Below are 23,816 nucleotides of genomic sequence, written 5' to 3' on the forward strand. Positions count from 1 at the left end.
AGTCAAACCTCCTCGGTTTCCCGCATCAGTTGCTCGACGAGCGCGAGATGGATTTCGGTGAAGCGCGGATCGCTCTTGATCGAGCGCATCGATTCGCCGTCCGCGTAGCGCCGCGCGAAGTCGAGCGAATGGCGCGCGGCGATTCGTCCGGGCCGCGGCGACAGGATCAGCAGCTCGGTCGCGAGCAGCAGCGCTTCCTCGACGCTGTGCGTGATCAGGAAAATCCCCTTGCCGGTCGCGCGCCATACGTCGAGCAGCAGCGTCTGCATGTGCTCGCGCGTCAACGCGTCGAGCGCGCCGAGCGGCTCGTCCATCAGCAGGAACGAAGGATCCGCAGCCAGCGCGCGCGCGAGCCCGACGCGCTGGCGCATTCCGCCCGATATCTCGTCGATCCGATGCTGCTCGAAGCCCGCGAGCTTCACGAGCCGCAGCACCTCGCGCGCTCGCGCGTCGCGCGCTTCGTGGCCGATGCCCTGCATTCGCAGCCCGAACGCGACGTTGTCGATCACGTTCAGCCACGGCATCAGCGCGTCGTCCTGAAACACGACGCCGCGATCGGCGCCCGGTCCCGCGACGGGCGCACCGTCGACGCTCACTCGGCCCGACGTCGGCCGCTGAAAGCCCGCGAGCAACGACAGCAGCGTGCTCTTGCCGCAGCCGGACGCGCCGAGCGCGACAACGATCTCGTTGCTGCCAACCGACATCGACACCTCCTCGAGCGCCGTCAATGCGCCGCGGCGCGATTCGTAGACGACGGACACATGCTGCGCAGCAAGCTTCGCCATATCGATGCCGCTCCGTCGAGTATCAGCGCGCCGCGACCGACGCGCGAACGAACCGGTCCGTCACCGTCGGCCGGTAGTCGGGCAGCACGCGATCGATCTTGCGCTGCTCCTTCAGGAAGCGCGCAGTCGATGCGATCGCGGCGGCCGTCCCGCCGCCGAGCAGTTCGGGCGACGCCTGCTCGGACGCGGTCGGATAAAGATTGCCGGCGAGCAGCTGCGGAATGTCGCCCGTCGTCGCGCCGCTCAGGCGCGAGATCGCGGCGACCTGCGGCGACGCGCTCGTCCACGTCTTTCCGTTCGCGCGATAGTCGGCGATCGCCTGCGCCGTCACGTTCACGAACTTCGACACGAAGTCCGGATGGGCGTGCGCGAAGTCGCTGCGCACCGCCCAGAGATCGAACGTCGGCGCGCCCCACTTGCCGACCTCCGCCGAATCGACGAGCACCTTGCCGCCGCTTGCCTTCGCACGACCGAGCGCCGGGTCCCACGTGTACGCGGCGTCGATCACGCCTCGCTCCCACGCGGCGACGATCTCGGTCGGCCCGAGGTTCACGATCTTCACGCGCCGCGGATCGATGCCCCAGTGCTCGAGCGCCGCGAGCAGCGCGTAATGGCAGTTCGACGCGTAAGGCGTCGCGATCGTCTTGCCGACGAGATCGCCCGGCTTGTCGATGTGCGCGCCGCCGCGCACGACGAGCGCCTCCGACACGCCGGTGATCGCATTCAGCACGACCGCCTGGATCGGCACGCCGCGCGACACCGCCGCGGTAAACGGGCTCTGGCCGACGTCGCCGATCTGGATGTCGCCGGACGCGAGCGCCGCGACGACGTCCGCGCCCGAATCGAAGCGGCGCCAGTTGATCTTCCAGCCGGTGGCCTTCTCGTAAGCGGCGCCCGCCTGCGCGAGCTTCGCCGGATCGGCGCCGTACTGATAGGCGACGTTCACCGTGTCGGCATGCGCGGACTGTGCATGAACGGCGGAAAAAGCGGTGACGGCGAGAGTCGCGGCGGCGAGGATGCGCTTGAGAATCATGAGGGCCTTCTTCTGGATGCGTTGAATTCGGATGGCCGTCGAGATTACCGGGATGCATGTCGCCTGTTAAACAACGAAATCTGCGAAGGATATGAGACGGCGCATTCCGCGTTCGCACCAGGCCGGCTGCAATCCCGGCGATCAAATAAGCAATGCGAATTTCGTTGGTTCACCGGACGAACGTGTTTTGCGACACTCGTCGATTTTCCGCAACAAGCGGCGCGCGAGCGTCGGCTGCGCACGCATGCTGCCTCGCCGATGCCGATGCCGATGCCGATGCCGAATCCGAATCCGAATCGACGATGACTCGACTGAAACTGACCCGACTGACGCCCGCGATCGGCGCGATCGTCGACAACGTGAACCTTGCGAATGCGGTCGACGACGACGTTCGCAGCGCAATCCGCGACGCGCTCGCGCACCATCAGGTGCTGTTCTTCCGCGATCAGCGCCTGAGCGCCGCCCAGCATCGCGATTTCGCGGCCGGGTTCGGCGATCTGCACGTTCACCCGATCTATCCGTCGCATCCGGATGCGCGCGAGATCATGGTGCTCGACAACGAAGTCTTCGATCTGAAGGACAACGCGATCTGGCATACGGACGTGACGTTCGCCGAGACGCCGCCGCGCGCGTCGATCCTCGCCGCGCGCACGCTGCCCGAGACGGGCGGCGACACGCTGTGGGGCAGCGGCTTCGCCGCATACGATGCGTTGTCCGATCGCGTGAAGACGCAGCTCGAGGGCCTCACCGCGCAGCACGACTTCACGAAGTCGTTTCCGTTGAAGCGCTTCGGGCTCACGGCCGACGATCGCGCACGCTGGGAAGAAACGCGCATCAAGCATCCGCCCGTCACGCACCCCGTCGTGCGCACGCATCCGGTGAACGCGCGCCGCGCGCTGTTCGTCAACGACGGCTTCACGACCGAGATCAACGCGTTGCCTGAGGAAGAAAGCGCCGCGCTGCTGCGCTTCCTGTTCGCGCATCAGTCGCGGCCCGAGTTCACGCTGCGCTGGCGCTGGCAGGCCGGCGACGTCGCATTCTGGGACAACCGCTCGACGATTCACTACGCGGTGAACGACTACGGCAAAGCGCATCGGGTGATGCATCGCGCGACGATCGCCGGCGATCGGCCGTATTGAGCGGCCGGCGTACGGCGGCTGTGGCGAGCGAGAAAGATCGCGCAGCGCACCGTCTCGGCCTCGCCGCCGGCGGAACGAACGGATCGCGGGCTTCGGCGCATCGGCGTGCGTGGATCAAGACTGCCGAATCGACTACGTCGCCCTGCGCGCTCGCGCCGAGCCTCGCTAGGCGAGAACCGGGATCGTGCGAAATAAATCTGTTATCGACGAGCGTTGAGTGGAACGGATTCCATTCAGCCAGGCGAACGCTCTCGCACCTGCGGTCACCGCGGCACCCTGCAAACCTACCGCATTCCCACCACTTTTTTCTGGTTGAATTTCGGTTGCCAGGTGCCTTAAATACGCAGTGTGTAGCGGGAAGACAAGCTAATTCCCGTGGTATTGCGAAGGCCCGCGCTCAATGGAGGAAACCGACGTGATGCGATCACCGGAAAAGTGGTTCGCGGGGAATGACGAGCCGGGATGTAAGCTCAATCCGGCGCACGGTGTATGCCGCCGTGGTCACGCGTGGTAGGCAATCTCATCCTTAGCGGTCAGCTTCGACAACGCCTGGCCGCGTTCGACGAACGCCCACCGGATCAAGCGCTCTGCCTTGTCGGGATAGGCGCGCCGCATCATGGACGCCTCGTGCAACGCGAGCCGCGCTTGCACGGCGCGATCGTTGTCAGCGTCGAGCGCTCAGGTCAGGCTAGGCGCACAGAACGCGCTGTCCGAGCCGCCGATCTCGTGCGGCAACCGCAGCCCTCCCGGGGCACGACGCTGCTAGTCGCCGTCTGCGCAGTGAGCACGCTCCTCGCGCGAATGAGGGTGTTGCGATCGGCACATGGCGCGGCGGCCTGCCCGCACGGTAGCTCGATCGACATTCACGTTTCCAGGAGAGCGTGCAATGAAAACAACCGAAAATCACTCGCGTTCTTGCGGCGATGACAACCGTCGAAACCGGCTTGGACAAGCTTGCCTGGGTTGGGCGGCCGGTCTTGTGACCGCGCTGAGCGCGCCTTTTGCGATATCCGCGGCCAAAGGCGACATGCATGCCGCAGCTGTGCACAGCATGCGGGACATGGGAAGCGAGCACATGATGAGCGCGCCGCCTGGCAGCAAGATATCGTTCGCGCTTTCGGAAATCGCGGCCAACGACCCCGAGCCCCCGACGGATTTCCAACTCGGGAATCTGACGAGAAAAATCAAGACAGAGAACCCGAGAACGCAAGCGCTCTTCGATCAAGGCTTGCGCTTTTACTACGCGTTCAACCTTCGCGAAGCATACCGCGCGTTCGAAGCCGCACTCAAACGAGATCCGAACTGCGTCATGTGTCGATGGGGGATCGCGATGTCGCTGGGTGTGAACATCAATCAGATCGATCAGCCGGAACCGGATCGCCGGATCGCGCAACAGAAGCTCAAGGAAGCATGTCTTATAGCCGATGCAGATCAGAAGGAGCGCTCGCTCGTCGAAGCGCTGCTGCCGCGCTACGAAGAGCATCGGCAGATTCCCCGCGAACGCGAGCGCCAGGACCGGCGCAACACCGACTACGCCAAGGCGATGACCACGCTGGCCCACGAGTACCCGGACGATCCCGACATCCAAACCCTGTACGCGGACGCAGTGATGAACCGTAAGCCGTGGGAATACTGGGATCGTCACGGGAACGCTGCCTACCCTGACATTCCTCCGGCAGTCGCTGCGATCAAGGACGAGCTGAAGGACCATTCCGATCACATGGGGCTCGTTCATTGGTATATCCATATTCTCGAGGGATCGGAGAAGCCGAACGATGTGACGGATTTTGCGAAAAAGCTGGCCAGCATGGCGCCCGATGCGGGCCACTTGGTCCATATGCCCTCGCACATCTATTACCGCATCGGCAACCACCGGGAGTCGTTCGAGGCCAATCGGGACGCGGTATCAAAGGATGACGGATATTTCGAGAAGGTCGATGCCGGGCGCCCGGGCGGCATCGATCACCCGGACGGCGACCGATATCGCTGGGGCTACTACCGGCACAACATTCATTTTGCGCTTGCTTCGGCGATCATGACAGGCAACGTCGCGAACATGAAATGGGCGGCAGGCCGCCTCTTGAAGTCGGAGGGCAAGGGTATTACGTTCCGGACCGATCGCTATCGCGGTGTCTATTACCAATCGCTACCGTATTTCATGTCCCCGGACGACATCATCAATCAACCACCGCCCGACGGGGTGGAAAAGGACTGGCGCTTTTCGAGCGTTTCCTGGGACTACGCACGAGTGCTTGCATATGTCCGTAACCACGATGATCGCAATGCGCAAAATGCGTATACGAAACTTGTGAAGGACGTGGCCGCATTCGAGAAGGAGCGGCGCGACGAAGTGATGAACCAGCAGGCAGTGCAAATCATGAAATCGATCGCGCAAGCACGGATCGACCAAATGAAAGGCAACTCGCAAAGCGGGGTGCGCGCTCTCGAACACTCAGTCAAACGGCAGGACGCCATGAACTATGACGAGCCGCCTTACTGGATGGTCCCGGTCAGGCAAACCCTCGCCGCACTCCTGATCGACCTCCATCGTTATGACAAAGCGATCGAGACGCTTCACCAGTCGCTCGGCGACGACGACCCGGACCGCATCCCGTACACGAACTTCAGAGACAACGTCTGGGCCTATTTTGGCTTGACGCAGGCCTATAAAGGCATGGGCAGCTTGACGCCCGACCAGCAAAAGGACTATGACAAAGCGCGGGAATGGCTTGCCGAATACTGCAAGCCGACCAAGAATAATTGCGCGTTGTCGCTCGATCGTATGTAAGCGACCACGGCCGTCTTCGAGCTGAGTATCTATCCGGAACAGTTGTCCGGCCAGCAGCAGCGCGTGGCGATTGCCCGCGCGCTTGCGATGAAGCCGGCCGTGCTGCTGTGCGACGAAATCACGTCGGCGCGCGATCCGGAGCTCGTCGGCGAAGTGCCGGGCGTCGTCGAGAACCTCGCGCGCGAAGACATGACGCTCATCATGGTGACGCACGAAATGCACTTCGTGCGCGCGGTCGGCGACACGGTCGTGCATGCACCAAGGGCGCGTGTGCGAAAGCAGGTTCCTCGATCAGATCTTCGAGCATCCGCAAGCCGTCGAGCTGCAGCGGCTCATTCAATGACGGACGAGCGGGCAACGGCGTGGCGTGCGTGCTGCGCGACGCCGCTCGGCACGCATCGGCCGACGATCGCGTCGCGCCCACACGCCTCTTCCGCGACCGATGCGCCGCATGCAGGCTGCACGCTCGTCTCGCGGGACGCCGTACAAGCGACAGCGACCACGCTACACCACCGCCGGACATCAATCCGCCAGCCCCATCAGCTTCGCAAGCACCGGCCACCGGTCGAGCGCGTCCCGATACGCGAGCCGCGCCTGCTCGTCCAGGTAGCGCGCCGGATCGATCTCGGGCACGTGGCGCGCGAGCCCCGCGATGTCGTTTGCGGGCAGCGGCCCCTCGTCGCGCGCTGCCGCGTTCCGATTCGAATGTGTCATTTTTCGTCGATCCACACGCCGTCCGGCGTCTTCACCGCGTAGCCCGTCGCGGTCGTCATCGTCACGGTGCCTTCGTTCTCGCCGATCATCCGCGTGCGCGGCAGATCGGCCGCGTATTGCGACAGCGTCACGCCCGGCTTGAACGGGCTGTTCGACACGAGGTTCGACAGCAGTTGCGCGACCGCAAGGAAACTGGTCGGCGCGTCGATCACAGTCGTCGTGCCATGGTCGCCCGCGAAGCCGACGAGCCGCACGCCGACCGGCCCGTGCACGATCCGCGGCGTCGGAATCTCGCGCAGTCCCGCGACCTGCTTCGTGTCGCCGCGCAGCGCCGCACCGTGCTCGGGCACGAACACGATCACCGCGCGCCGGCCCGACGAGGCGATCAGGTCCGCGAAGCGGTCGAAGTCGTCCATCAGCCTGCGCGCGCGCAGTGGATACGATTCGAGGCTTGGCATCCGGCCGCTCGACAACTGGTTGCCGTCATGCAGGCTGATCGTGTTGTAGTACAGCGCAACCGGGCCCGCCGTCGCACCGCGTTTCGCGTACCAGTTCGCGAGCGTCGCGTAGTCGTCCTTGATCGCCGAGCCGTCGAACGCGTGCATCGCGACGGACGCGTCCGCGTTCGAGATCATCGGCGCGTTCGGCACGCCGATGTTGTCGTGGATCAACTGGATGAAATTGTCGAAATGTCCGTCGTGGTTCAGCAGTGTCTGCGGCGCGAAGCCGGCGTCCGCGAGCTGCTTGAACAGGTGGCACTGGGCGGGCGCGGGCTTGTACAGGTCCGCGTGCGCCTCTTGTCCGCACGTCGCGCGCAGCACGCGGATCGCGGCCGGCCCGCTGTAGCTCGCCGCCGTGCTGAAGTTCGTGAACAGATAGTCGAAGCGGCCGAGCAGCGGATGATTGCGCAGCTTCGCGACGTCGAGATCGTCCCACGACAGCGAGCACACGTGCAGCACGATCACGTCGAACTGTGTCGCCGGATCGGCGGGCGGGCGGCCGAACGTCACCTGCCGCTGCGATTCCTGCGAGCGGAACGCGGCGAGCGCCGCGTTGCCATCCTGCGGCTGCGCGGCGCGGGCGAGATCGGAGGGCTTCGCGGCGGCGGCGGCCGCAGCCGCGTCGAAACGCGCGAGCGCGGCGCTGCCCGCCTGCCATACGGGCAGCGCGATCAGCGCGAGCAACACGAACGTCGCGACGCGCAGCCAGCGGTTGACGATCAGATAGCCGATCACGACGCCGAGCGCGATCAATGCAAGCATCGGCGGCACGAAGCGCGGCGCGAGTTCCATCCAGTAGCCGAAGCTGAACGAGCGCAGGCTGCCGAGCGTCTCGATGAGCCGCGCGAACGGCGGCACGTCCGCTTCGTAATACATCAGCGGCACGCCGATCGCGAGCGCGAGCGCGTGACGCAGCCATCGCCAGCCGCGCCGCCTCACGGGCGAACTCAATGCGAGCGCCAGCGCAAAGCCGATGTTGGCGATCCACAGCGGCTTCAGGTGCCCCGCCGCGAACAGGTAGATCTTGAGAATGAAGTACAGATTCCAGAACGTCATCGACGTGACTCCGTCGTCAATTGAATCGGCGCGTCAATGACGCGTGCGGTCGGCCGTGCGGATCGCGTGCATCTCGCTCGCGGCCGCCCTCAGCATCCGCGCATAGCCTTCGGCGCCCATCGACAGCACCTCCTTGAGCCCGCGCAGCGGCGCGTCGCCGGTGCCGGTTTCGCGCCAGTCGAGCCACGCATCCGCGCGGCCGAACGTGCATTGAACGAGCTGCCGCTCCTGCTCAAGCGTCAGGCGCTCGAACTGCACGCCGAGATGCGCGTCGTCGATGCGCGTCACGCGCACCGGGAAATGAAACGGCCGGTCGCCGCGGCTCACGCAGACGTCGAGCGTGTCGCCGAGCGCGAGGCGCGCGCCCGGCACCGCATCGAGGCCGAGGCCGCCCGCCGAATAGTCCTTCGTGCGGCATGCGGCCGTCGTGCCATCGGCGAAGAGCAGCGTCGCCGGCACGCGCATCGCGATCCGGTGCGTGACGCGCACCTGCTTCGCCTCGCGCGCGACCGCGAGCGCCGCGCCGAGCATCGCGAGGTTGTACAGCGCCCACGAGACGTTCATCAGGATCGTCGACGCCTCGTCGCCGCCGCCGAGCACGAGACGGACGAAGCCCGCGCCGATCGCCGCGACGTTCAGCACGAACAGCGCGAGATACGGCTTCGACGTCGCCCAGTCGACGTAGCCTTCGTCGATCCGCCCGCCCTTTGCGGTCACGTTGAACTTGCCGTGCTTCGGGCTCAGGAAAGCGATCGTCGTCGGCAGCGCGATGTACCACGCGAGCACCGATTCGTACACTTCGGCCCAGAACGAGTGACGGAAGCGCCCCTGCATCCGCGCGTTCGCGACGTGCGCGAGCGCCATGTACGGCAGCACGTAGCTCGCGAGCGCGAGCGCCGACGCGTTGATGAAATACAGATGGAAGAACAGGTACGCGATCGGCATCGTCAGGAACACGAGCCGCGGAATGCCGTAGAAGAAATGCAGCATCGCATTGCCGTAGCACACGCGCTGGAAGAAGCCGAGGCCGCGGCCGACGAACGGGTTGTCGACCCGGAAGATCTGCGCCATGCCGCGCGCCCAGCGCGCGCGCTGCCGGATGTGGCCCGCGAGGCTTTCGGTCGCGAGGCCGGCGGCCTGAACGGTCGGCAGGTACGCGCTCGCATAGCCGCGGCGATGCAGCTTCAGCGCGGTGTGCGCGTCCTCGGTGACGGTCTCGATCGCGACGCCGCCCACCTCTTCGAGCGGACCGCGCTTCAACACTGCACACGAGCCGCAGAAGAACGCCGCGTTCCAAAGATCGTTGCCCGCCTGCACGAGTCCGTAAAACAGGCTGCCTTCGTTCGGCACGCGGCGGAACGTGCCGAGGTTGCGCTCGAACGGATCCGGCGAGAAGAAATGATGCGGCGTCTGCACGAGCGCGCATGTCGGATCGCGAAGGAATGCGCCCATCGTCGTCTGCAGGAACGAGCGCGTCGGCACGTGATCGCAATCGAAGATCGCGACGTATTCGCCTTGCGTTTGCGCAAGCGCGCTGTTGATGTTGCCCGCCTTCGCGTGCCGGTTGTCGTCGCGCGTCAGATAGCCGATGCCCGCGTCGCGAGCGAATGCTTCGAACTCCGGACGACGGCCGTCGTCGAGCAGATAGACGCGCAGCTTGTCGGCGGGCCAGTCGAGGCTCTGCGCGGCGAACACCGTCGGCTTCACGACGGCGAGCGGCTCGTTGCAGGTCGGAATGTAGACGTCGACGCTCGGCCACTCGGCCGGATCGTCCGGCAGGCGCGCGACCGGACGTTCGAGCGGCCATGCGGTCTGCACGAAGCCGAGCACGAGAATGAGCCATGTGTACGCCTCGGCCGCGTACAGCAGATAGCCGACGAACGCCTCGACCGGCGTGCGGAAATCGAGCGTCTCGGTGCTACGCCACCAGATGTAGCGCGCCATCGCGAGCAGCGCGAACGTCGCGAGCGCGAGCGTCGGCAGACGGCCCGGCACGCGGCGCAGCATCAGCGCGAGCGCGGCGACCGTCGCGAAGAACGCGAACTGGCCCGCGGGCGCGAGCGGCGACGTGCCGGCCGCGAGCCACAGCGCGACGCCTGCCGCGCCGCTTGCCGGCAGCAGCCAGCGACGCGCGCCGGCACGCTCGGCGCCGCGCTCGATGCGCTCGCCCCAGCGATGCCACGGCAGACGCGCGAGCCAACCGTCGACGCGTCGCTGCACGCGTCGCGCGAACAGGCATGCCGGCACGAACGTCGCGTCGATCCATGCGAGCGGATCGCGCGCGCGCGATCGTGCTTCATGCGGCGCGCGCACGAACGCTCGCCAGAGCCAGTCGCGCGCGCGGCGCGGCCGCGCCACGCCCCATTGCGCGGCGGCCCACAGGATCGCCGCGCGCAGCCAGTCGCGCACGACGTCGCGCTTGCCGGGCGCGGGCGCGTGAAAGAGCACGCGCACGAGCCAGTCGAACGACGAGCGTTCGTCGGGCACGCCGAGGCCGCGCGCGATCCAATCGCGAGCGCGCACCACTGCGTCGCCGATCCGCCGGCGGAATGTCGTGTGCGGTTTCATGCGATCGTCCCCGCCGCGCCGCGCCCCACCGTTGCATCGAGCCACGCGTCGACCCAGTTCGCGACGCCGTGCAGATCGTGCGACGCCTGCGAATGCGGCGCGTCGTCGAAGAACCACGTGCCGCGCGCGAGCGCCTCGGGCAGCGCCGCATCCAGATGAACGCGCTGCTCGAGCACGACGCCCGGCCCCGCCGCCGCGCGCAGCATCGCGAGCACGTCGCGCTGCATGTCGCGCGCCGGGTTCAAGCGGTTCACGACGATGCGCAGCGCGGCGGCATGCGCGGCACGCAGTTCCGGCAGCCGAGCGGCGGCCGTTGCGCACGCGGCGGGATCCGGCGGCACGACGCACAACGCGAGATCCGCGCAGCGCAGTGCGTGCGCCGCCTGCTGCGATGGGTAGCGCGCGGTGTCGATCAGCGCCACGCCGTCGGCCGGCAGGTCGACGTCGGCGAGCGCGCGGGCGAGCCATCCGGGTTCGGCGGCCAGCCGCCCGTCGCACGCGAGCGCTTGCGCGGGATCGACGTGTCCGTACGGCACGAACAGCACGCCGTCCGCGCTGCGCCACGTGTGCGCGTGCCAGACGGCATCCGTGCCCGTCAGCGCGTGCGCGATGCCCGCCGACGCGAACGCGTCCAGCCCGAGCTGCACGCCGAGCAGATTCTGCGGATCGAAATCGAGCGCGACGGCCGGCCGCCCACGGCGCGCGAGCAGCACCGCGAGCGCCGCCGTCAGCATCGTGCGGCCCGCGCCGCCCGTCGTCGAAACGATGGCGATCGTCTTCATTGCGCGCCCCGCCGTTTGCGCGCCGCGGCTGCGGGAAGCAGTCGCGCGTGCAGCGCGACCGGCTCGAGCGTGCAGTGCACCGCGTCGCGGCGATCGAAGTCGCGCGGCAGCGACAGGCCTTTTCCGACGCCGGCGCGCGACGTCACGAGCCGGATCGGAACGGCGATCACGACGCCGACGACAAAGCCGGCGATCATCAGCGAAATCATTCGGCCTCCTTGATGTGCAGCGGCATCGCATCGCGCGTGGCGGTGCGGGTGCGGGTGTGGACGATCGCGCCGGCGGCCGGAGACCGGAGCGGATGCGGGAGGCGCGGCGTCGCGATCGATGTGGTCGATGCGGTCGATGCAGTCGATGCGATCGGCATGGGCGATGGCGATACGACGATCTGCGCCGTTTCGGTCGGTGCGCGCGACGCGGGCGATATGGGGAACGCCGATCGTCGCGGCAGCGCATGTGATGCGGATCGAGCGCTCGTTGGCGTCGACGTGCTCGGCGCATGCCGCGGCATGCGTTCGTCCGGCGGGATTTCGATGCGCGGCATGGCCGGATGCTCGACCGCAGTGCGCGCGTCGGGCTCGCGCTTCACAACGGCCGCCGCCGAAAAGAGGTCGCTGTAATCGGCGATCGGCGCGCGCCGGTTTGCCGCATCGAGCGCGCTCAGCTCATGCTCGATGCTCTCCTCCGCGAGATACGCGCCGCGATCCGATATCCGCTCGACCGGCACGCTGAAGATGTATCCGAGCACGTCGCTCGCATCGGCGAGCTCGCACGCGAAAAGGAACAGATAAAGATGCTGCGCGTCGGCGGTCAGCACGTCGCCCGCACGGCGCAACGCGCACGCGCGCAGCGCGTCCGCATGCGGCACGCCCGGCAGCAGCGTCAGCTTCACGAGCGTATGCGACAGCGCGAGCACCGTGCTGCGCTCGAGCACCGCGCGTACATGCGCGCAGAACGCGCCGACGGGCAGATAGCCGAGCACCGTATCGCCGAGCGACGCGGCGAGCGCGGCCCGATAATCGGCCGCGACCGGGCGCGCATACAACTGTCCCTGCAGCGAGCGCAGCACCGCGAGCACGCGCGAAAACGGCAGATTGCGCGCGACGACCTGATTCGCGCCGAGGTTCAGCGCGAGCAGCTCGAACTGATGGCGCAGCGCTTCGCCGCGTTCGACGACGACGATCTTCAGCGCGCCGCCGCATCGCAAGCGCAGCGCGTGGATCGCCGAGCACAATGCTTCGAGCTGCGCGCGGCCGGTGAACGCGAGTACGGCGGTCGCCGCGTGCGCGCCTTCGCAGGCGGCGAGCACCGCGGCGTTGTCGTCGACGACGTCCCAATCGCCCGGCGCCCACGATTCGCGCTCGACGACGCGTCGGCAGACGACGACGCGCGTCTCGTCGAACGCGAGCTGTGCGCCGCCGCGCAGCGCGTGCGCACCGGCCGCCGGCACGGCCGTCAGCCGGCCGTCTCCCGTGAAGCGCAGCGCGCGAACCTCACCCGTCGCGACCGCGCCGCGCGAGCGCCAGAAGTCGACCATCCAGCGCAGCTCGCCGTGCGTACGCTGCAACTGCGCGACGCCCGCACATGCGCCGTGGAATCCGCCGCGTGCGGAGCGCGCGCCGTCGCCGGCGAATGCGGCGGCGCGGTCTGCGGTTCGGTCGTCGGATCGATCACCGGCGCGGTCATCGTTGCGGGCCTCGTCACGAACGGCAGCCGCGGCACGCGACGCGATCGCGCGCGCCCCGTCGGCGCGGCTCGCGTCCGCCTCCGCCGCTCGCGGGTCGATCAGCAGCACGAGCGCGATCCGATGTGCACGGCACCAGCCGGCGAGCGCGCGCCCTTCCTGCGTCAGCGCGACCGGATCGTGCCAACTGAACCAACACTCTGCGCCTTCGACGAAATACAGCGCGTTCGCGCGAAAACGGTAGCGCTTCAGCGCGCGCAGGCCGCCGACGAGACGCGCGAACGCGGGCGGCGACGCGGCGTCTTCTAGCGGATTCGGCGCGTTCGATGCATTCGGCGCGTTCGATGCATTCGGCGCGTTCGATGCGTTCGATGCGTTCAACACCTTCGACGCATCCGGCGCATCCGGCGCATCCAATACATCCGGCATCTCATGCACCTTCGGCACTCCCGATGCGCCTGTCGAGTTCGACGCAGACGCGCCCGACGAGACATCCACCGCCGACGCACCCGCCTCGCCTCCCCGTCGATGCTTCGACGCCCGCGCATCGAAACCCGCGCGGGCCGCGACATCGACCCGGCCCGTGCGCAGCGCCTCATCCGCGTCCGCGTCATCGAGCGGCATCGCAAGCACGTTCAATCGTCGCGGCCAGCCCCGGGCATGCACATCTTCGTCGAAGCCGATCTCGCGCAGCCGCGCCGCGACGTCCGCGCGCTCGCGCGCGAGCACGACCGTGACGTCACGCGTGCGCGCATGCCGCACGCTCTCCCAGATCAGCGCATCGCACGCGGGCGTGCGCGCCGCCGCATACACCGCATACAGCCCGCCCGGCTCGAGCTCGGTCCACTCGTCGGGCAGCGCGTCGATCGCGAGCCGGTTCGGCGCCGCCGCTCGGTCGTGCGGCGTCACGGCACGCGACCACGCACGCCACAGCGCGCGCAAGCGCCCGAACGCGCCCGTCTCGGCGGCGTCGCGTTCGGAACGGATGAAGGTCGAATCGGATTTCACGCGTGTGTCGTTCATGTCGCGTCCATCAGTAGCTCGAATAGAGTCGAACCGGCGACGGCGAAAAGCCGCCGCTGTCCTTGCGTGCGTCGAACGAATAGCGCACGTACACCAGACCGGAGCTCGGCGCGTAGTCGTGCGCGTGATCGATGTCGAACCGCGCGCCGACGACGAGCCGCGCGTTCACGCGATACTCGGCGACGCCGGTGAACCCATACCAGAACGACACGCCGCGCGTCGAGCCCCCCGAAAACACCGGGTGGCCGAGCGCCTGCGCGGTCTTGACGAGCGTCGAGTCCGGCAGTCCGTTCGGGAAGTACGGCGAATCCCGTTCATACGAATTCGACACGCCGGTCGTTGCGGTCACGTCCCATGTGAACGGGCCGCGCCGCCCCACCCATTCGATCGGCATGCCGATCGACAGATAACGCTGCGGGCTGTAGTAGCCCCCCTGCCCGTACGTGTAGAAGCGCAGGTTCTGCGCGTAGTGCCAGGCGTTGCCGACGAGTCCCGCGCTCACGCGCATGTCCGCGCGCCGGTAGACGGGCGCCATGAGCCCCGTGCGCAGCGTGACGGCCGAATTGCCGGCGACGCTGCGTCCCGTCAGCAGCCCCGCGCCGAGATCGGCGAACAGGTTCACGCGGCCGATGTCGACGGACGCGTGCAGATCGACGCTGTCGCGCCGCACGCCGCCCCATGTCGCGCCCGTCCACGGATCGCGCAGCCCCGCGTACGACAGCACGCTGCCCGTCTCCGGCCGCCGCGACGCGCTGACCGAGAAGCTCGCCGGGCCCGTGTCGAATCGATAGCGCGCGCCGACGACGACGTAATGCACCGGAAAGCCGAGCGGCGTCGTGCCGACGTCGAAGCGCCACGCGTCGGTCCGGTAGCCGACGCCGCCGCCGACGCCCGTCGCGCGCTGGCGCAGCGATCCGCCGGGCGCCGCCGACGGATCGGCGAGCGCCGGATAGGTCGCAAACGTGTTGAGCGCATCAGCGCGCGGATCGCTCGTGTCGAGTGTGCCCGCATCGAGCCGCACGGCGTCGAGATGGACGAAGACGTGGCCGTCGTAGCGATACGGAAGCTGCAGATAGACGGGCGCCTGATACGCGCGATACGCGGAAATTCCTTCGTCCCCGGACTTGTACGCGGGCAGCCAGCCCGCTTCGATCTCGGGATCGCGGCGCTGCTGCAAGTCGGTCCAGGCGGCCTGCGCGGGTGTCGCGCCGTCGCGTCGCGGCGCGGCGCCCGTCGCGCGCTCCTGCGCGAGCGACTGCCGGTACAGCGATTCCGCGTCGTCGTAGCGGCCGAGCGCCTGCGCGACCCGCCCGGCCGCGACCGTCACGTCCGGACGCGCCGGATACGCAACGCGCAGCGTGGCGGTGAGCCGCGCCGCTTCCCGCGGAAGGCGCAGCGCAGTCAGCCGGCGCACCGCCGACAGTTGCGCGTCGACATCGTCGGGCGGCGTGCGCGCGAGCACGTCGTGCACGAGCGCGAGCGCCTCCGCATGCTCGCCGTCGTCGTCGAGGATGCGCGCGAGCGCGAGCCGCGCGTCGGCGTCGTCGGGGGTGCGCGCCAGCAGCGGCGCGAGCGCGAGCCGCGCGGCATCGTAGCGGCCCTGCGCACGCGCCAGCTCGGCGACCTCGAGCGCGTAGCGGCGATCGGCCTTGCCCGCCGGGCTCGCGCGATCGAGCAGGCGCTGCGCGTGCGCGTAGTCGTTGCGCTCGAGCGCATCGTCGGTCTCGCGCAGAATCAGCCGCAGCGACTGATCCTCGAGGCGCGCAGTCTGCGCGGCGCTCAGCGGCGAGCCGCGCCGCAGCGCGTCGAGCCACGCGGCCAGCGCGTCGTTGCGTTGCGCGCCGCCGAGCAGATCGCCGTAGCGCAGCCGGACATCGGCGTCGGCCTGCTGCGGATGCGCGGCGATCCAGTCGCGCAGCGGCGCGAGGCCGCGCTCGATGTCGCCGCTGTCGATCCACTGTGCGCCAACGGCCGCGAGCATGTCCGGATCGTCGGGTGCGAAACTTCGCGCACGATCGAGCGCGGCCGCGGCGGCCGCGCGGTCGTCGCGCGCGAGCGCGGCGCGCGCGTCGGCGAGCGACGCTTCGGCATCGAGCCTGCGCGCGAACGCGCGCATGCCGTCGGTGCGGCTCGCGTCCGGGATCGCCGCGAACGCCGCCTGCGCGCCCGCGACGTCGTCGAGCGAGTTTCGATACAACGCGACCGCGTGGCGCATGTCGGCCGCGTCCGACGCCGCCAGCCCGTCGTCCATCACCGCCCGACCCAGCTGCGGCAGGCCCATGTCGCGATACAGCCGCGCGAGCGCGAAGCGGGTCCACGGCGCGTCGGGCGCGATGCGCAGCGATGCTTCGTAGCGCTGCGCGGCCGGTCCGCGCTTGCCCGACGCCGCGAGCGCGTCCGCTTGCTGGGCGAGCAGATCGGCGCGCAGCCGCGCGAGCGCCCGGCGATCGTCAGCCGCGGCAAAGCGGCTTTGCAGCGCGTCGATGAGCGGCCCGAGCGCGTCGAGGCGACCGGTTTCTTCGTACAGCGTGCGCACGCTGCGCACGGCCGACACGCTCGGCGTGCGCGCGGCGAGCAGCGCGCGCAGCAGCGGTTCCGCCGCGCGCCAGTCGCGCCGCGCGAGCAGCGAATCGGCGAGCAGCAGCTGCGCGTCGGCGCTGTCCGGCTCGAGCGCGAGCGCCGCGCGCGCGGCGCGCTCCGCGTCGTCCGCCCGCCCTTGCGCGGCCGCCGCGCGGCCCTGCGCAAGCGTGCCCCAGAAGCGCGCGGTGCCCGCGAGGCTCGTCCATTTCGCGCGATTGTCCGGCGCGAGCGCGACCGCGCGCACGAACAGCGCGCGCGCTTCGTCGTGCCGGCCCTCGCGCAAGCGCAGCAAGCCGAGGCCGCCGACCGCGTCGGGATCGCCCGCGCGCGCCCGCGCGGCGCGCACGAGCAGCGGCTCGGCGGCCGCGAAGTCGCCGCGCGCGAGCGCCTGCAGGCCGCGTTGCTGCGCGATGTAGTCCGGATCGCGTTCGAGGCGCCGTTGCGCTTCGCGCTGCTGTTCGAGCGCGGCGGCGTTGCCGCGGAATTCGTCGTCGCCGGGAACGAATGTCAGGTACGCGCGGAACGCGTCGAGATACGCGAGATCGCGGCCCGCCGATTGCAGCACGCTGCGCCACAGCGACAGCGCCGCGCGCCGGTCCGTGTCCGGCCGCGCGACAAGCGTCCACGCGAGCCGGTTCGCTTCCGCGCGCGTGTCGCCGCGCTGGTTCAGCAGCTTCGCGAGGACGGTCGCCGCGTCGACGTCCGACGAATCGGCGGCGACGGTCCGGCGCAGCGCGTCGATCGCCCGCGCGCGGCCATCGGGCGCGCTTGCGACGATCTGGTAATACTCGGCGCCGAGCGTGCCCGTCGGCGCGCCGTGCGGAAACAGCGCGACGATCCGCCGGGCCGCGTCGTCGCCGCGCCCGCTGCGCGCGAGCAGGCGGATCTGCGCCATCTCCTCGCGGCCGCTCGTCGCGACGCGGTATTCGTCGTCGGCCTGGCGCGTCGCGACCGCGCCGGGCGCCGCCGCCTTCAGACGCGCGAGCGCGGCGCGAGCGCCATTCGCATCGCCGACGCGCAGCAGGATCCGCGTCTGCTCGGCGAGCAGCGACGGATCGTCGGGCGCGATCAGCAGCGCCTTGCGCAGCGCGTCGCGCGCGAGGTCGTCGCGATGCTTGTTGGCCCACATGCGCGCCGTCGCGTACAACTGACGCGCGGCTTCGGCATCGGGCGAGTGCGGCGTCGCGACGGGCTGCGGCGTCGCGGGCGCGCCGCGCGGCTGCGTCGGGACGAAGCGGATCTGCGACGATTGCGTCGTCGATATCGAATACGGCGGCGCGGCCAAGCGAAGCGGCATCGACGCGCCTGTGCGCGCGAACGGCTGTGACGCCGCCGCGCGCGCGCGCGTCTCGGACGTCGGCGAGCGTCGACGCGGCACATCTTGCCGCATCGACGCGGCATTCGCCGACATCGCACCCGACGACGTTCGCGGGATCGACACGAGTCGCACCGACGACGCCTGCGTCATCGGGACGGCCCGGACCGGAGCGTCGTATATCGCCACCGATGGAACGGAAACGGGAACGGGAGCTGGAGCCGCTTGCGACGCCGAAGCCGCAATGGCGCTTTGCGCTGCGCCGAACGCCAGGCCGAGCGCGGCATTGCGGATGATCACCGCGATCCCGGCGAGCCGGACACGGCGCCGCGCGCACACCGCGAGGCGCGTCATCGTCAGCGAGCGGGCGTCGAGCACGGCTCGCTCCATCGAACGTTCAGCGTGCCGTCCGCCGCGAACCGGTAGCGCCCGTCGCGCCAGCCAAGCCCGAACAGCGTCAGCACGTTCGCGTAGTAGCCGCTCGCCGCCTCTCGCTCGAGCCGCGCGAGGCGCGCGACTTGCGCATCGGCGAGCGCGTGCTCGCCGCGCGCGTCGAGGAACGGCACGGCCGCCGCGGAAAAACCGGTGTTGCCGTCGCGCGGCCCCGCCACGCCCGTCGTCGCGTCGACCGTTTCCGGCGGCGCGCCGTGCGCGGCGACGTGATCGGCGAACGGCGCGAAATGCGCGAGCAGCGGCTGCGCGAGCGCGTCGCTCGCGTCGAGCATCCCCGCCCACAAATAGACGCGAATCGCGTTGTACGCGCTTTCCGCATGCGAGTCGGCATCCGGCTCGAAGCCGTGACCCGACCGGTACAGCGCCCAGTCCGGCGCGAAGCCGCGCGGCGCGGTATCGATCAGCACGCGGCCGACGCTCGCCGCGAGCCGCGCCCAGCGCGCGTCGTCCGGCAGATGCGCGCCGATGCCGCGAATCGCCTGCGGCGGCGAGTAGCTCGGATTCAGCCGCCACAGATCGCGCATCGGCCGAAAGCCCGCCGGCCCGGGCAGCAGCACGAGGCCAAGCCCCGGCAGCGTCGCGGTCTCGTCGTCGAGCACGCGCTTCGCGAGCAGCGCGCCGCGCGCGGTGTAGCTGCGCTCGCGCCACAGACGCCCCGCTTCGAGCAGCGCGTACGCGATCCACACGTCCGCGTCGGATGCGGCGTTCGCGTCGAGCACGCGCCACGCGCCGTCGGCCGCGCGGCCCCACAGCCACGCGGGCAGATGCGCGGTCAGGTCGCCTTGCGCGAGGTTGTTCTCTGTCCAGTGGAGGAGCGCATCGAAGGCCGGCCGGTCGTTCGCGACGAGCGCGAAGAACAGCCCGTATGCCTGCCCCTCGGACACGGTCCGTTCGTCGGCCGAGCCGACGTCGATCACGCGGCCGTCGGCCGACATGAAGTCGCGCTTGAAGCGATCCCAGCGCGGCCAGGAAGGCGTGCAGACAGCGGCGGCGGACGTGCGAGCGGACTTCGCCGCGGGCGACGCCGACATCGCGATCGTGTCCGTTGCGTCGCGCGGACGCTTGCCTTCGCTTGCAATCTCGTTCGTCAAGACACTCGCGACGATGCGCTCACTCGCGACGACACTCACGCGCTCACCCGACTCGGCCGGCGCGCCGTCGCTCGAACTCGCGTAACCGCCTCGCGTCGCATTGGCGACCGCATCCAGACCCGCTTTCGCGCTTGCAAGCCGGCTCGCATGCTCGGCTCGAAGCGCGCGGCCGCCCGGGTTCACGCCAGCCATTGACGCATTCGCGCCGAGGTTTGGGACGACGTCCGTACTCGCGTCCGCACTCATGGCCGCGAGTGCGGCCGGGTTCGCGCCGAAGCCCCGATTTCCGCTCGAACCTGGCCATGCGGAAGCGGCCGATGCTGGACCGGCGACGTCGCGCCATCCGGCATCGCCTGACGCGCGCTCCGTCGCACGTGCGGCGCTTCCCGAAGCCGCCGCGACGCCCGCTGTCGCGACGCTCGCTGTCATGACGCTCACCGCCGCGACGCCCGCAGACGCCCGACAAAACGCCCGCCAGCATCGCCTGCCCCACCGCGCCCGCGCGCCGCGCACCGCCCGCCCGGCCATCGGCTCAGATCCCCCGCCGCCGCGCGGCGATCCGCTGCAGCGCGCCGAACGCGCCGAGCGCGAGCAGCAGCCCGGCCGCCGCGCCGAGCAGCCCGAGAAGCACCGGATGCTTCGCGACCGCGGTCCACACGCGCGCGTACCACGGCACGTAGCTGACGAGATAGGGTTCGCCGACACGCATGCTCTCGACCGCGCCGGCCCGCACGAGCGCGACGTCGCCCTGCAACTGCGCGACGAGGCCCGGCTTCTCGAATACGTCGAGCAGATCGCCGAGATGCCGCGCGTCGGTCGCGGTCATGGCGACGACGCTGCGCCCGTCGCTGCCCGGCAGCTCGAAGCCGAACAGCGCGGCGAGCGCGCCGCTCTGCTCGAAGCGCGCGCCGCCCGACGGCGAGCGCGCATCGTCGCGCCAGCGCTCCTTCACCGAGAACGTCGCGCGCGCGAAGCCGCCGTCCGCGCCCGCACCGATCGCGACCGGCAGCGCGTCGCGCCAGCCCGACAACTGCGCATACGGCGGCGCGCCGTCGATCACGAGCAGATCCTTGTCCGTGATGCGCGGCGCGTCCGCCGTCCGCGCGACCTGCATGCGCAGCGCCGGGAAGCCGGTCCACTGCCCCATGTGGCCGAGCATCGTCAGGAACGCTTCCTGCTCGACGGGCGACGGCCGCTCGGGCAGCACGATCGCGGTCTGCGACAGATCCGCGTAGCGCGTGAACGGAAAACCGCTGTTCGCGAAGTACGCGAGGTTCGGCAGCGTCGCGTAATGGATGAAGCGCGAGAAATCGATCGTCGAATCGGGATCGATCGCCGCGCGCTGCGGCTCGCTCGCGACGCCCGTGCAGAGCCCCGTCTTCTCCGAATCGAGCGTGAAGCGCAGTTGCAGCTGGTTCGCGCTGCCGACGCGAAACGCCGGGATGTCGACGTCGTTCGTCGCGCGGCTGTCCGCGTCGGACAGCAAAGGCAGCTGCACGCGGCCGCGCGCGTCCTGGCTGCGCGGCGACAGCCGGTACGACTGCACGAGCTGGTCGTTGATCTCGACGGCGAGCATCGAATCGCTGCGCACGGTCGGCGCGGTGTAGCGATAGTGCAGCGACAGCGGCACGCCCGAACCGCTCCACGAATGCAGATCGGCGGGCAAGCGCAGATTCAGCCGGACCGGATCGGGCGCGCTGCCGCGCACCTGCAGATCGGCCGGGTTGCCGATGAGCTCGCGGAACGTCACCGGCCGGTTCACCGGCACCCAGCGCGGCGCGTCGTAAGGCTTGCGCGGCGCGCCGATGTCGATGCGCGACACGCGCGCCCACGGACCGGACAGCGCGGCGTTGCCGAGCACGAGCGCGTTCGTCGCGGCGTCGACGTCGGCCGCGCTGCGGCCCGTGACGACGAGCAGCTTCTTGTCGGGCGCGACCGGGTTGTCGGCGACGACGAGCATCGGGCCGTCGATCGGCGGCAGTTGCAGCGACGCGGGCAGTTGAGCGGCGGCGCCGACGATCACCGCATGATCGTTCGCGGGCAACGTCGACGACACCGGGAAACGCGCCTGCCGGTAATCGGCGAGCGCGCCGAACCACGACGCGAGCACGCCCGCGCTGCGCAGCGTCGCGTCGTCGGGCGTCGCGGGCAGCACGAACGGCAGGCGCAGCCGGCTGTTGTCGCGCCGGTCGAAGAACGGCGCGGGCAGGAGCGCGAGATCGTTCGGCAAGCGCACCGACGCCTCGTCGAAGATCAGCTCGCTCGTCGGGCTTACGTCGGCCCAGAGCGCCGAATGCTCGGGGTCTTCGCAATGATCGAGCGTGTAGTGCGCGATGAGGCGCAGCTCGATCTGGTTGAAGTCGGTGAAATAGCGCGGATCAAGCGGGATCTCCTGCGTGACCGCGCGGCCCGCGTGCTCGCTGTCGAACGGCAGCGTCGCGACCGATTCGCCGTTGATCGACACCTTCAGATGCGACACCGGAAACACGAGCGACGGCGAATACGTATAGGTGAGCCGCAGCCGCGCGGCCGTGACCATCCGGTCGAGCCGCACGCCGGCGTTGACGGTCCGCGCGGTGTCGCTGCCGCGCAGGCGCAGCGTCTCGTACGCGCCGAGCGTCGCGAACGGCACGCGGATCGCGGCGCCGGCAAGGCCAGGCGGCTTCGGTGCGGCGAGCGGCGCGGACGCGCCGGCGGCGGTCGACGCCGACGGCTGTTTCTGCGGCGGCTGCTTCGGCGGCTGCGATTGCGATTGCGGCGCCGCGATCGATGAACCGGGATGAACGAGCGCGGAGGCGATCGCGAGTGCGCTCGCAAACGTTGCAATCGGCTTCATCGGCAGAGCCGATCGAATGCGAAGCCGGCTTCGAAGCCGGACGGCTGGCACCGCCGTCCGTCGATATTCCAACATTCCCCGCAAAAAACCTGGCCTGTTATGGGCGAACATTTTGATTGGCCTGCTGACTGTCTCGATATCGAGTCGCGCGCAATCGCCCGCACAGGCGCAAGCCGCCTGCCCGCCGACAGGACCGTTGGCGGCCTGCGGCTGTCGATTGTTCGCGTGCGTGACCGCGCGCCGTCATCCCGTCCCGACGGCAACGCCCCCGTCATGTCACTCGACGCCGGCCTCGCCGGCGTCGCTCCGCACACGGCGAACGATGGGTTTCGATCGTTCGCGTCCGGCGGACAACGCGCGGAAATCTCTCCACCCGCGCGTCGCCCTGCCGGGAAATGCAACCTTCACACGCCGGCGCGCGCGTCGGAAACGCAATCGCGCAGGGGCGTCGAAACGGCTTCGCCAGCGTGCCGTTTTTAATCTGACAATTTCGATCGCGAATAGGCCGGATGGTGGCACATGCCGGCGCTCGATTACCCCTCGACGCGACAGGCGCTCCGTTGCGCCGCCACTCGACATCGCCTGATCTGCACGATCGCCGCCGGTCGTGTCCGGCTGCGATGCGAATCTCGGCTGGAGCCGATTGTCAGATTGTCAAAAAGCTGCGAATTATACGGGACGTGGCCACCCAAAAGCACACGGGCCAACGCAATTTTTGACGGGAAATCGGCGGGTGCGGCGCAGCCCGGAATCGCACGAAAACAGGGTCGATGCACACTTTGGCACGCGCAAACGAACAACCGGGCGCACGCAAACGTTGCCGCATCGGCGACCGCATCGGCACGCTCGACGCACCGCGACAAATCGACTCGCCGCCGTCGTCGTCCGATATGTCCATGCACCCATAAAAACAGGTCATGGACTGTTTTTAACAAATACAGCCTGAAGCTTGTAAATTCAATTTACAGCATATAGACTGTTTTCTTCGAATATAGGCAGTACTTTGCATATCAATCGGGTGCACGCATGGCCATCACCATCGAACACGGGATCAAGACACTCAGCCAATGGCGGCCCATCTTGCGCGGCTTCCGCAAGGCCGCCGGATTGACGCAAGCGATGCTCGCGAGCCGCCTCGGCGTCACACAGCAGACGTATGCGCAATTCGAGGCAAACCCGGCGTCGGCGAGCGTCGAGCGGCTGGTCAAGGTGCTGCGCATCCTCGACGTCGAGCTCACACTGACCCAAACCTACGTCGCTTCTGCCAAGCCCGCCGCGAAGCAAACGGTCGCCGCGCCCGCGCGCAAAGTCGCGAAAACGACAGGAGGCGGACGCGTCGCCGCAAAGCGTCCCGCGTTGCCTGCGAGGCCATCCGTGCCGGACCTGCACGCCGCCGAGCGCCTGCCCCGCTCGCCGCGCAAGAGCGCCGCCCCGAAGAAGCGGGAGGACTGGTGAGCGCGCGCACGGCT

15 protein-coding genes and 1 pseudogene are annotated in these 23,816 nt (G+C 69.0%); 4 read left to right on the plus strand and 12 right to left on the minus strand.

All coding sequences use genetic code 11. The features are described from left to right. Positions 1-2: 2 nt before the first annotated feature. Together WS70_RS27230 and tauA are read right to left on the minus strand one after the other, a co-directional pair. Positions 3-785: a taurine ABC transporter ATP-binding protein gene (locus WS70_RS27230; protein ID WP_059597438.1), complete on the minus strand. Its 783-nt coding sequence runs from the start codon at positions 783-785 to the stop codon at positions 3-5. 22 nt (positions 786-807) lie between these two features. Further along, positions 808-1,818, minus strand: a complete 1,011-nt coding sequence (gene tauA / locus WS70_RS27235; protein WP_059472916.1) for a taurine ABC transporter substrate-binding protein — start codon at positions 1,816-1,818, stop codon at positions 808-810. 302 nt (positions 1,819-2,120) lie between these two features. On the opposite strand from tauA, the gene tauD reads away from it, so the two are divergent. Next, entirely contained in the window at positions 2,121-2,957 is an 837-nt protein-coding gene (gene tauD / locus WS70_RS27245) for a taurine dioxygenase (protein WP_059472945.1), read from the plus strand. 501 nt (positions 2,958-3,458) lie between these two features. Here the strand turns inward: tauD and WS70_RS31975 are convergent. Further along, complete coding sequence (locus tag WS70_RS31975; protein WP_159082983.1) at positions 3,459-3,608, minus strand: hypothetical protein; 150 nt, start codon at positions 3,606-3,608, stop codon at positions 3,459-3,461. Positions 3,609-3,843: 235 nt separating this feature from the next. Between WS70_RS31975 and WS70_RS27255 the strand changes: the two genes are divergently transcribed. After that, complete coding sequence (locus WS70_RS27255) at positions 3,844-5,745, plus strand: tetratricopeptide repeat protein (RefSeq protein ID WP_226382869.1); 1,902 nt, start codon at positions 3,844-3,846, stop codon at positions 5,743-5,745. A 30-nt stretch (positions 5,746-5,775) separates the two neighbouring features. Further along, positions 5,776-6,088, plus strand: a pseudogene (locus WS70_RS33270) (ATP-binding cassette domain-containing protein); the annotation flags it as partial. A 179-nt stretch (positions 6,089-6,267) separates the two neighbouring features. Here the strand turns inward: WS70_RS33270 and WS70_RS27265 are convergent. The 9 genes from WS70_RS27265 to bcsB form a co-directional block, all read right to left on the minus strand. Then, positions 6,268-6,459, minus strand: coding sequence for a hypothetical protein (locus WS70_RS27265; protein ID WP_059472913.1), 192 nt, complete (start codon positions 6,457-6,459; stop codon positions 6,268-6,270). Further along, complete coding sequence (bcsG, locus tag WS70_RS27270) at positions 6,456-8,015, minus strand: cellulose biosynthesis protein BcsG (RefSeq protein ID WP_059472912.1); 1,560 nt, start codon at positions 8,013-8,015, stop codon at positions 6,456-6,458. Before bcsG ends, WS70_RS27265 begins: the two co-directional genes overlap by 4 nt. A gap of 33 nt (positions 8,016-8,048) precedes the next feature. Continuing rightward, on the minus strand, positions 8,049-10,583 hold the full coding sequence (gene bcsA, locus WS70_RS27275) for a UDP-forming cellulose synthase catalytic subunit (protein WP_059597442.1): 2,535 nt from the start codon (positions 10,581-10,583) through the stop codon (positions 8,049-8,051). After that, a complete protein-coding gene (gene bcsQ, locus WS70_RS27280) occupies positions 10,580-11,365 on the minus strand; it encodes a cellulose biosynthesis protein BcsQ (protein ID WP_059597443.1) in 786 nt (261 codons plus the stop codon). Before bcsQ ends, bcsA begins: the two co-directional genes overlap by 4 nt. After that, positions 11,362-11,574, minus strand: a complete 213-nt coding sequence (locus WS70_RS27285) for a hypothetical protein (protein WP_059472909.1) — start codon at positions 11,572-11,574, stop codon at positions 11,362-11,364. The genes bcsQ and WS70_RS27285 overlap by 4 nt, the downstream gene beginning before the upstream one ends. Next, positions 11,571-14,072: a cellulose biosynthesis protein BcsE gene (gene bcsE, locus WS70_RS27290; RefSeq protein WP_059597445.1), complete on the minus strand. Its 2,502-nt coding sequence runs from the start codon at positions 14,070-14,072 to the stop codon at positions 11,571-11,573. Before bcsE ends, WS70_RS27285 begins: the two co-directional genes overlap by 4 nt. Before the next feature lie 10 nt (positions 14,073-14,082). Continuing rightward, a complete protein-coding gene (locus WS70_RS27300) occupies positions 14,083-18,120 on the minus strand; it encodes a cellulose synthase subunit BcsC-related outer membrane protein (protein ID WP_418230174.1) in 4,038 nt (1,345 codons plus the stop codon). Positions 18,121-18,323: 203 nt separating this feature from the next. Then, the gene (gene bcsZ / locus WS70_RS27305) at positions 18,324-19,451 is read right to left on the minus strand and encodes a cellulose synthase complex periplasmic endoglucanase BcsZ (protein ID WP_059472944.1); all 1,128 of its coding nucleotides are present in this window, start codon (positions 19,449-19,451) and stop codon (positions 18,324-18,326) included. A gap of 592 nt (positions 19,452-20,043) precedes the next feature. Further along, complete coding sequence (gene bcsB / locus WS70_RS27310) at positions 20,044-22,347, minus strand: cellulose biosynthesis cyclic di-GMP-binding regulatory protein BcsB (protein ID WP_059597450.1); 2,304 nt, start codon at positions 22,345-22,347, stop codon at positions 20,044-20,046. A gap of 1,026 nt (positions 22,348-23,373) precedes the next feature. Between bcsB and WS70_RS27320 the strand changes: the two genes are divergently transcribed. Next, complete coding sequence (locus WS70_RS27320) at positions 23,374-23,802, plus strand: helix-turn-helix transcriptional regulator (RefSeq protein WP_059472905.1); 429 nt, start codon at positions 23,374-23,376, stop codon at positions 23,800-23,802. The last annotated feature ends 14 nt before the right edge of the window (positions 23,803-23,816 follow it).

This window comes from Burkholderia mayonis, assembly GCF_001523745.2.
GTDB classification, from domain to species: domain Bacteria; phylum Pseudomonadota; class Gammaproteobacteria; order Burkholderiales; family Burkholderiaceae; genus Burkholderia; species Burkholderia mayonis.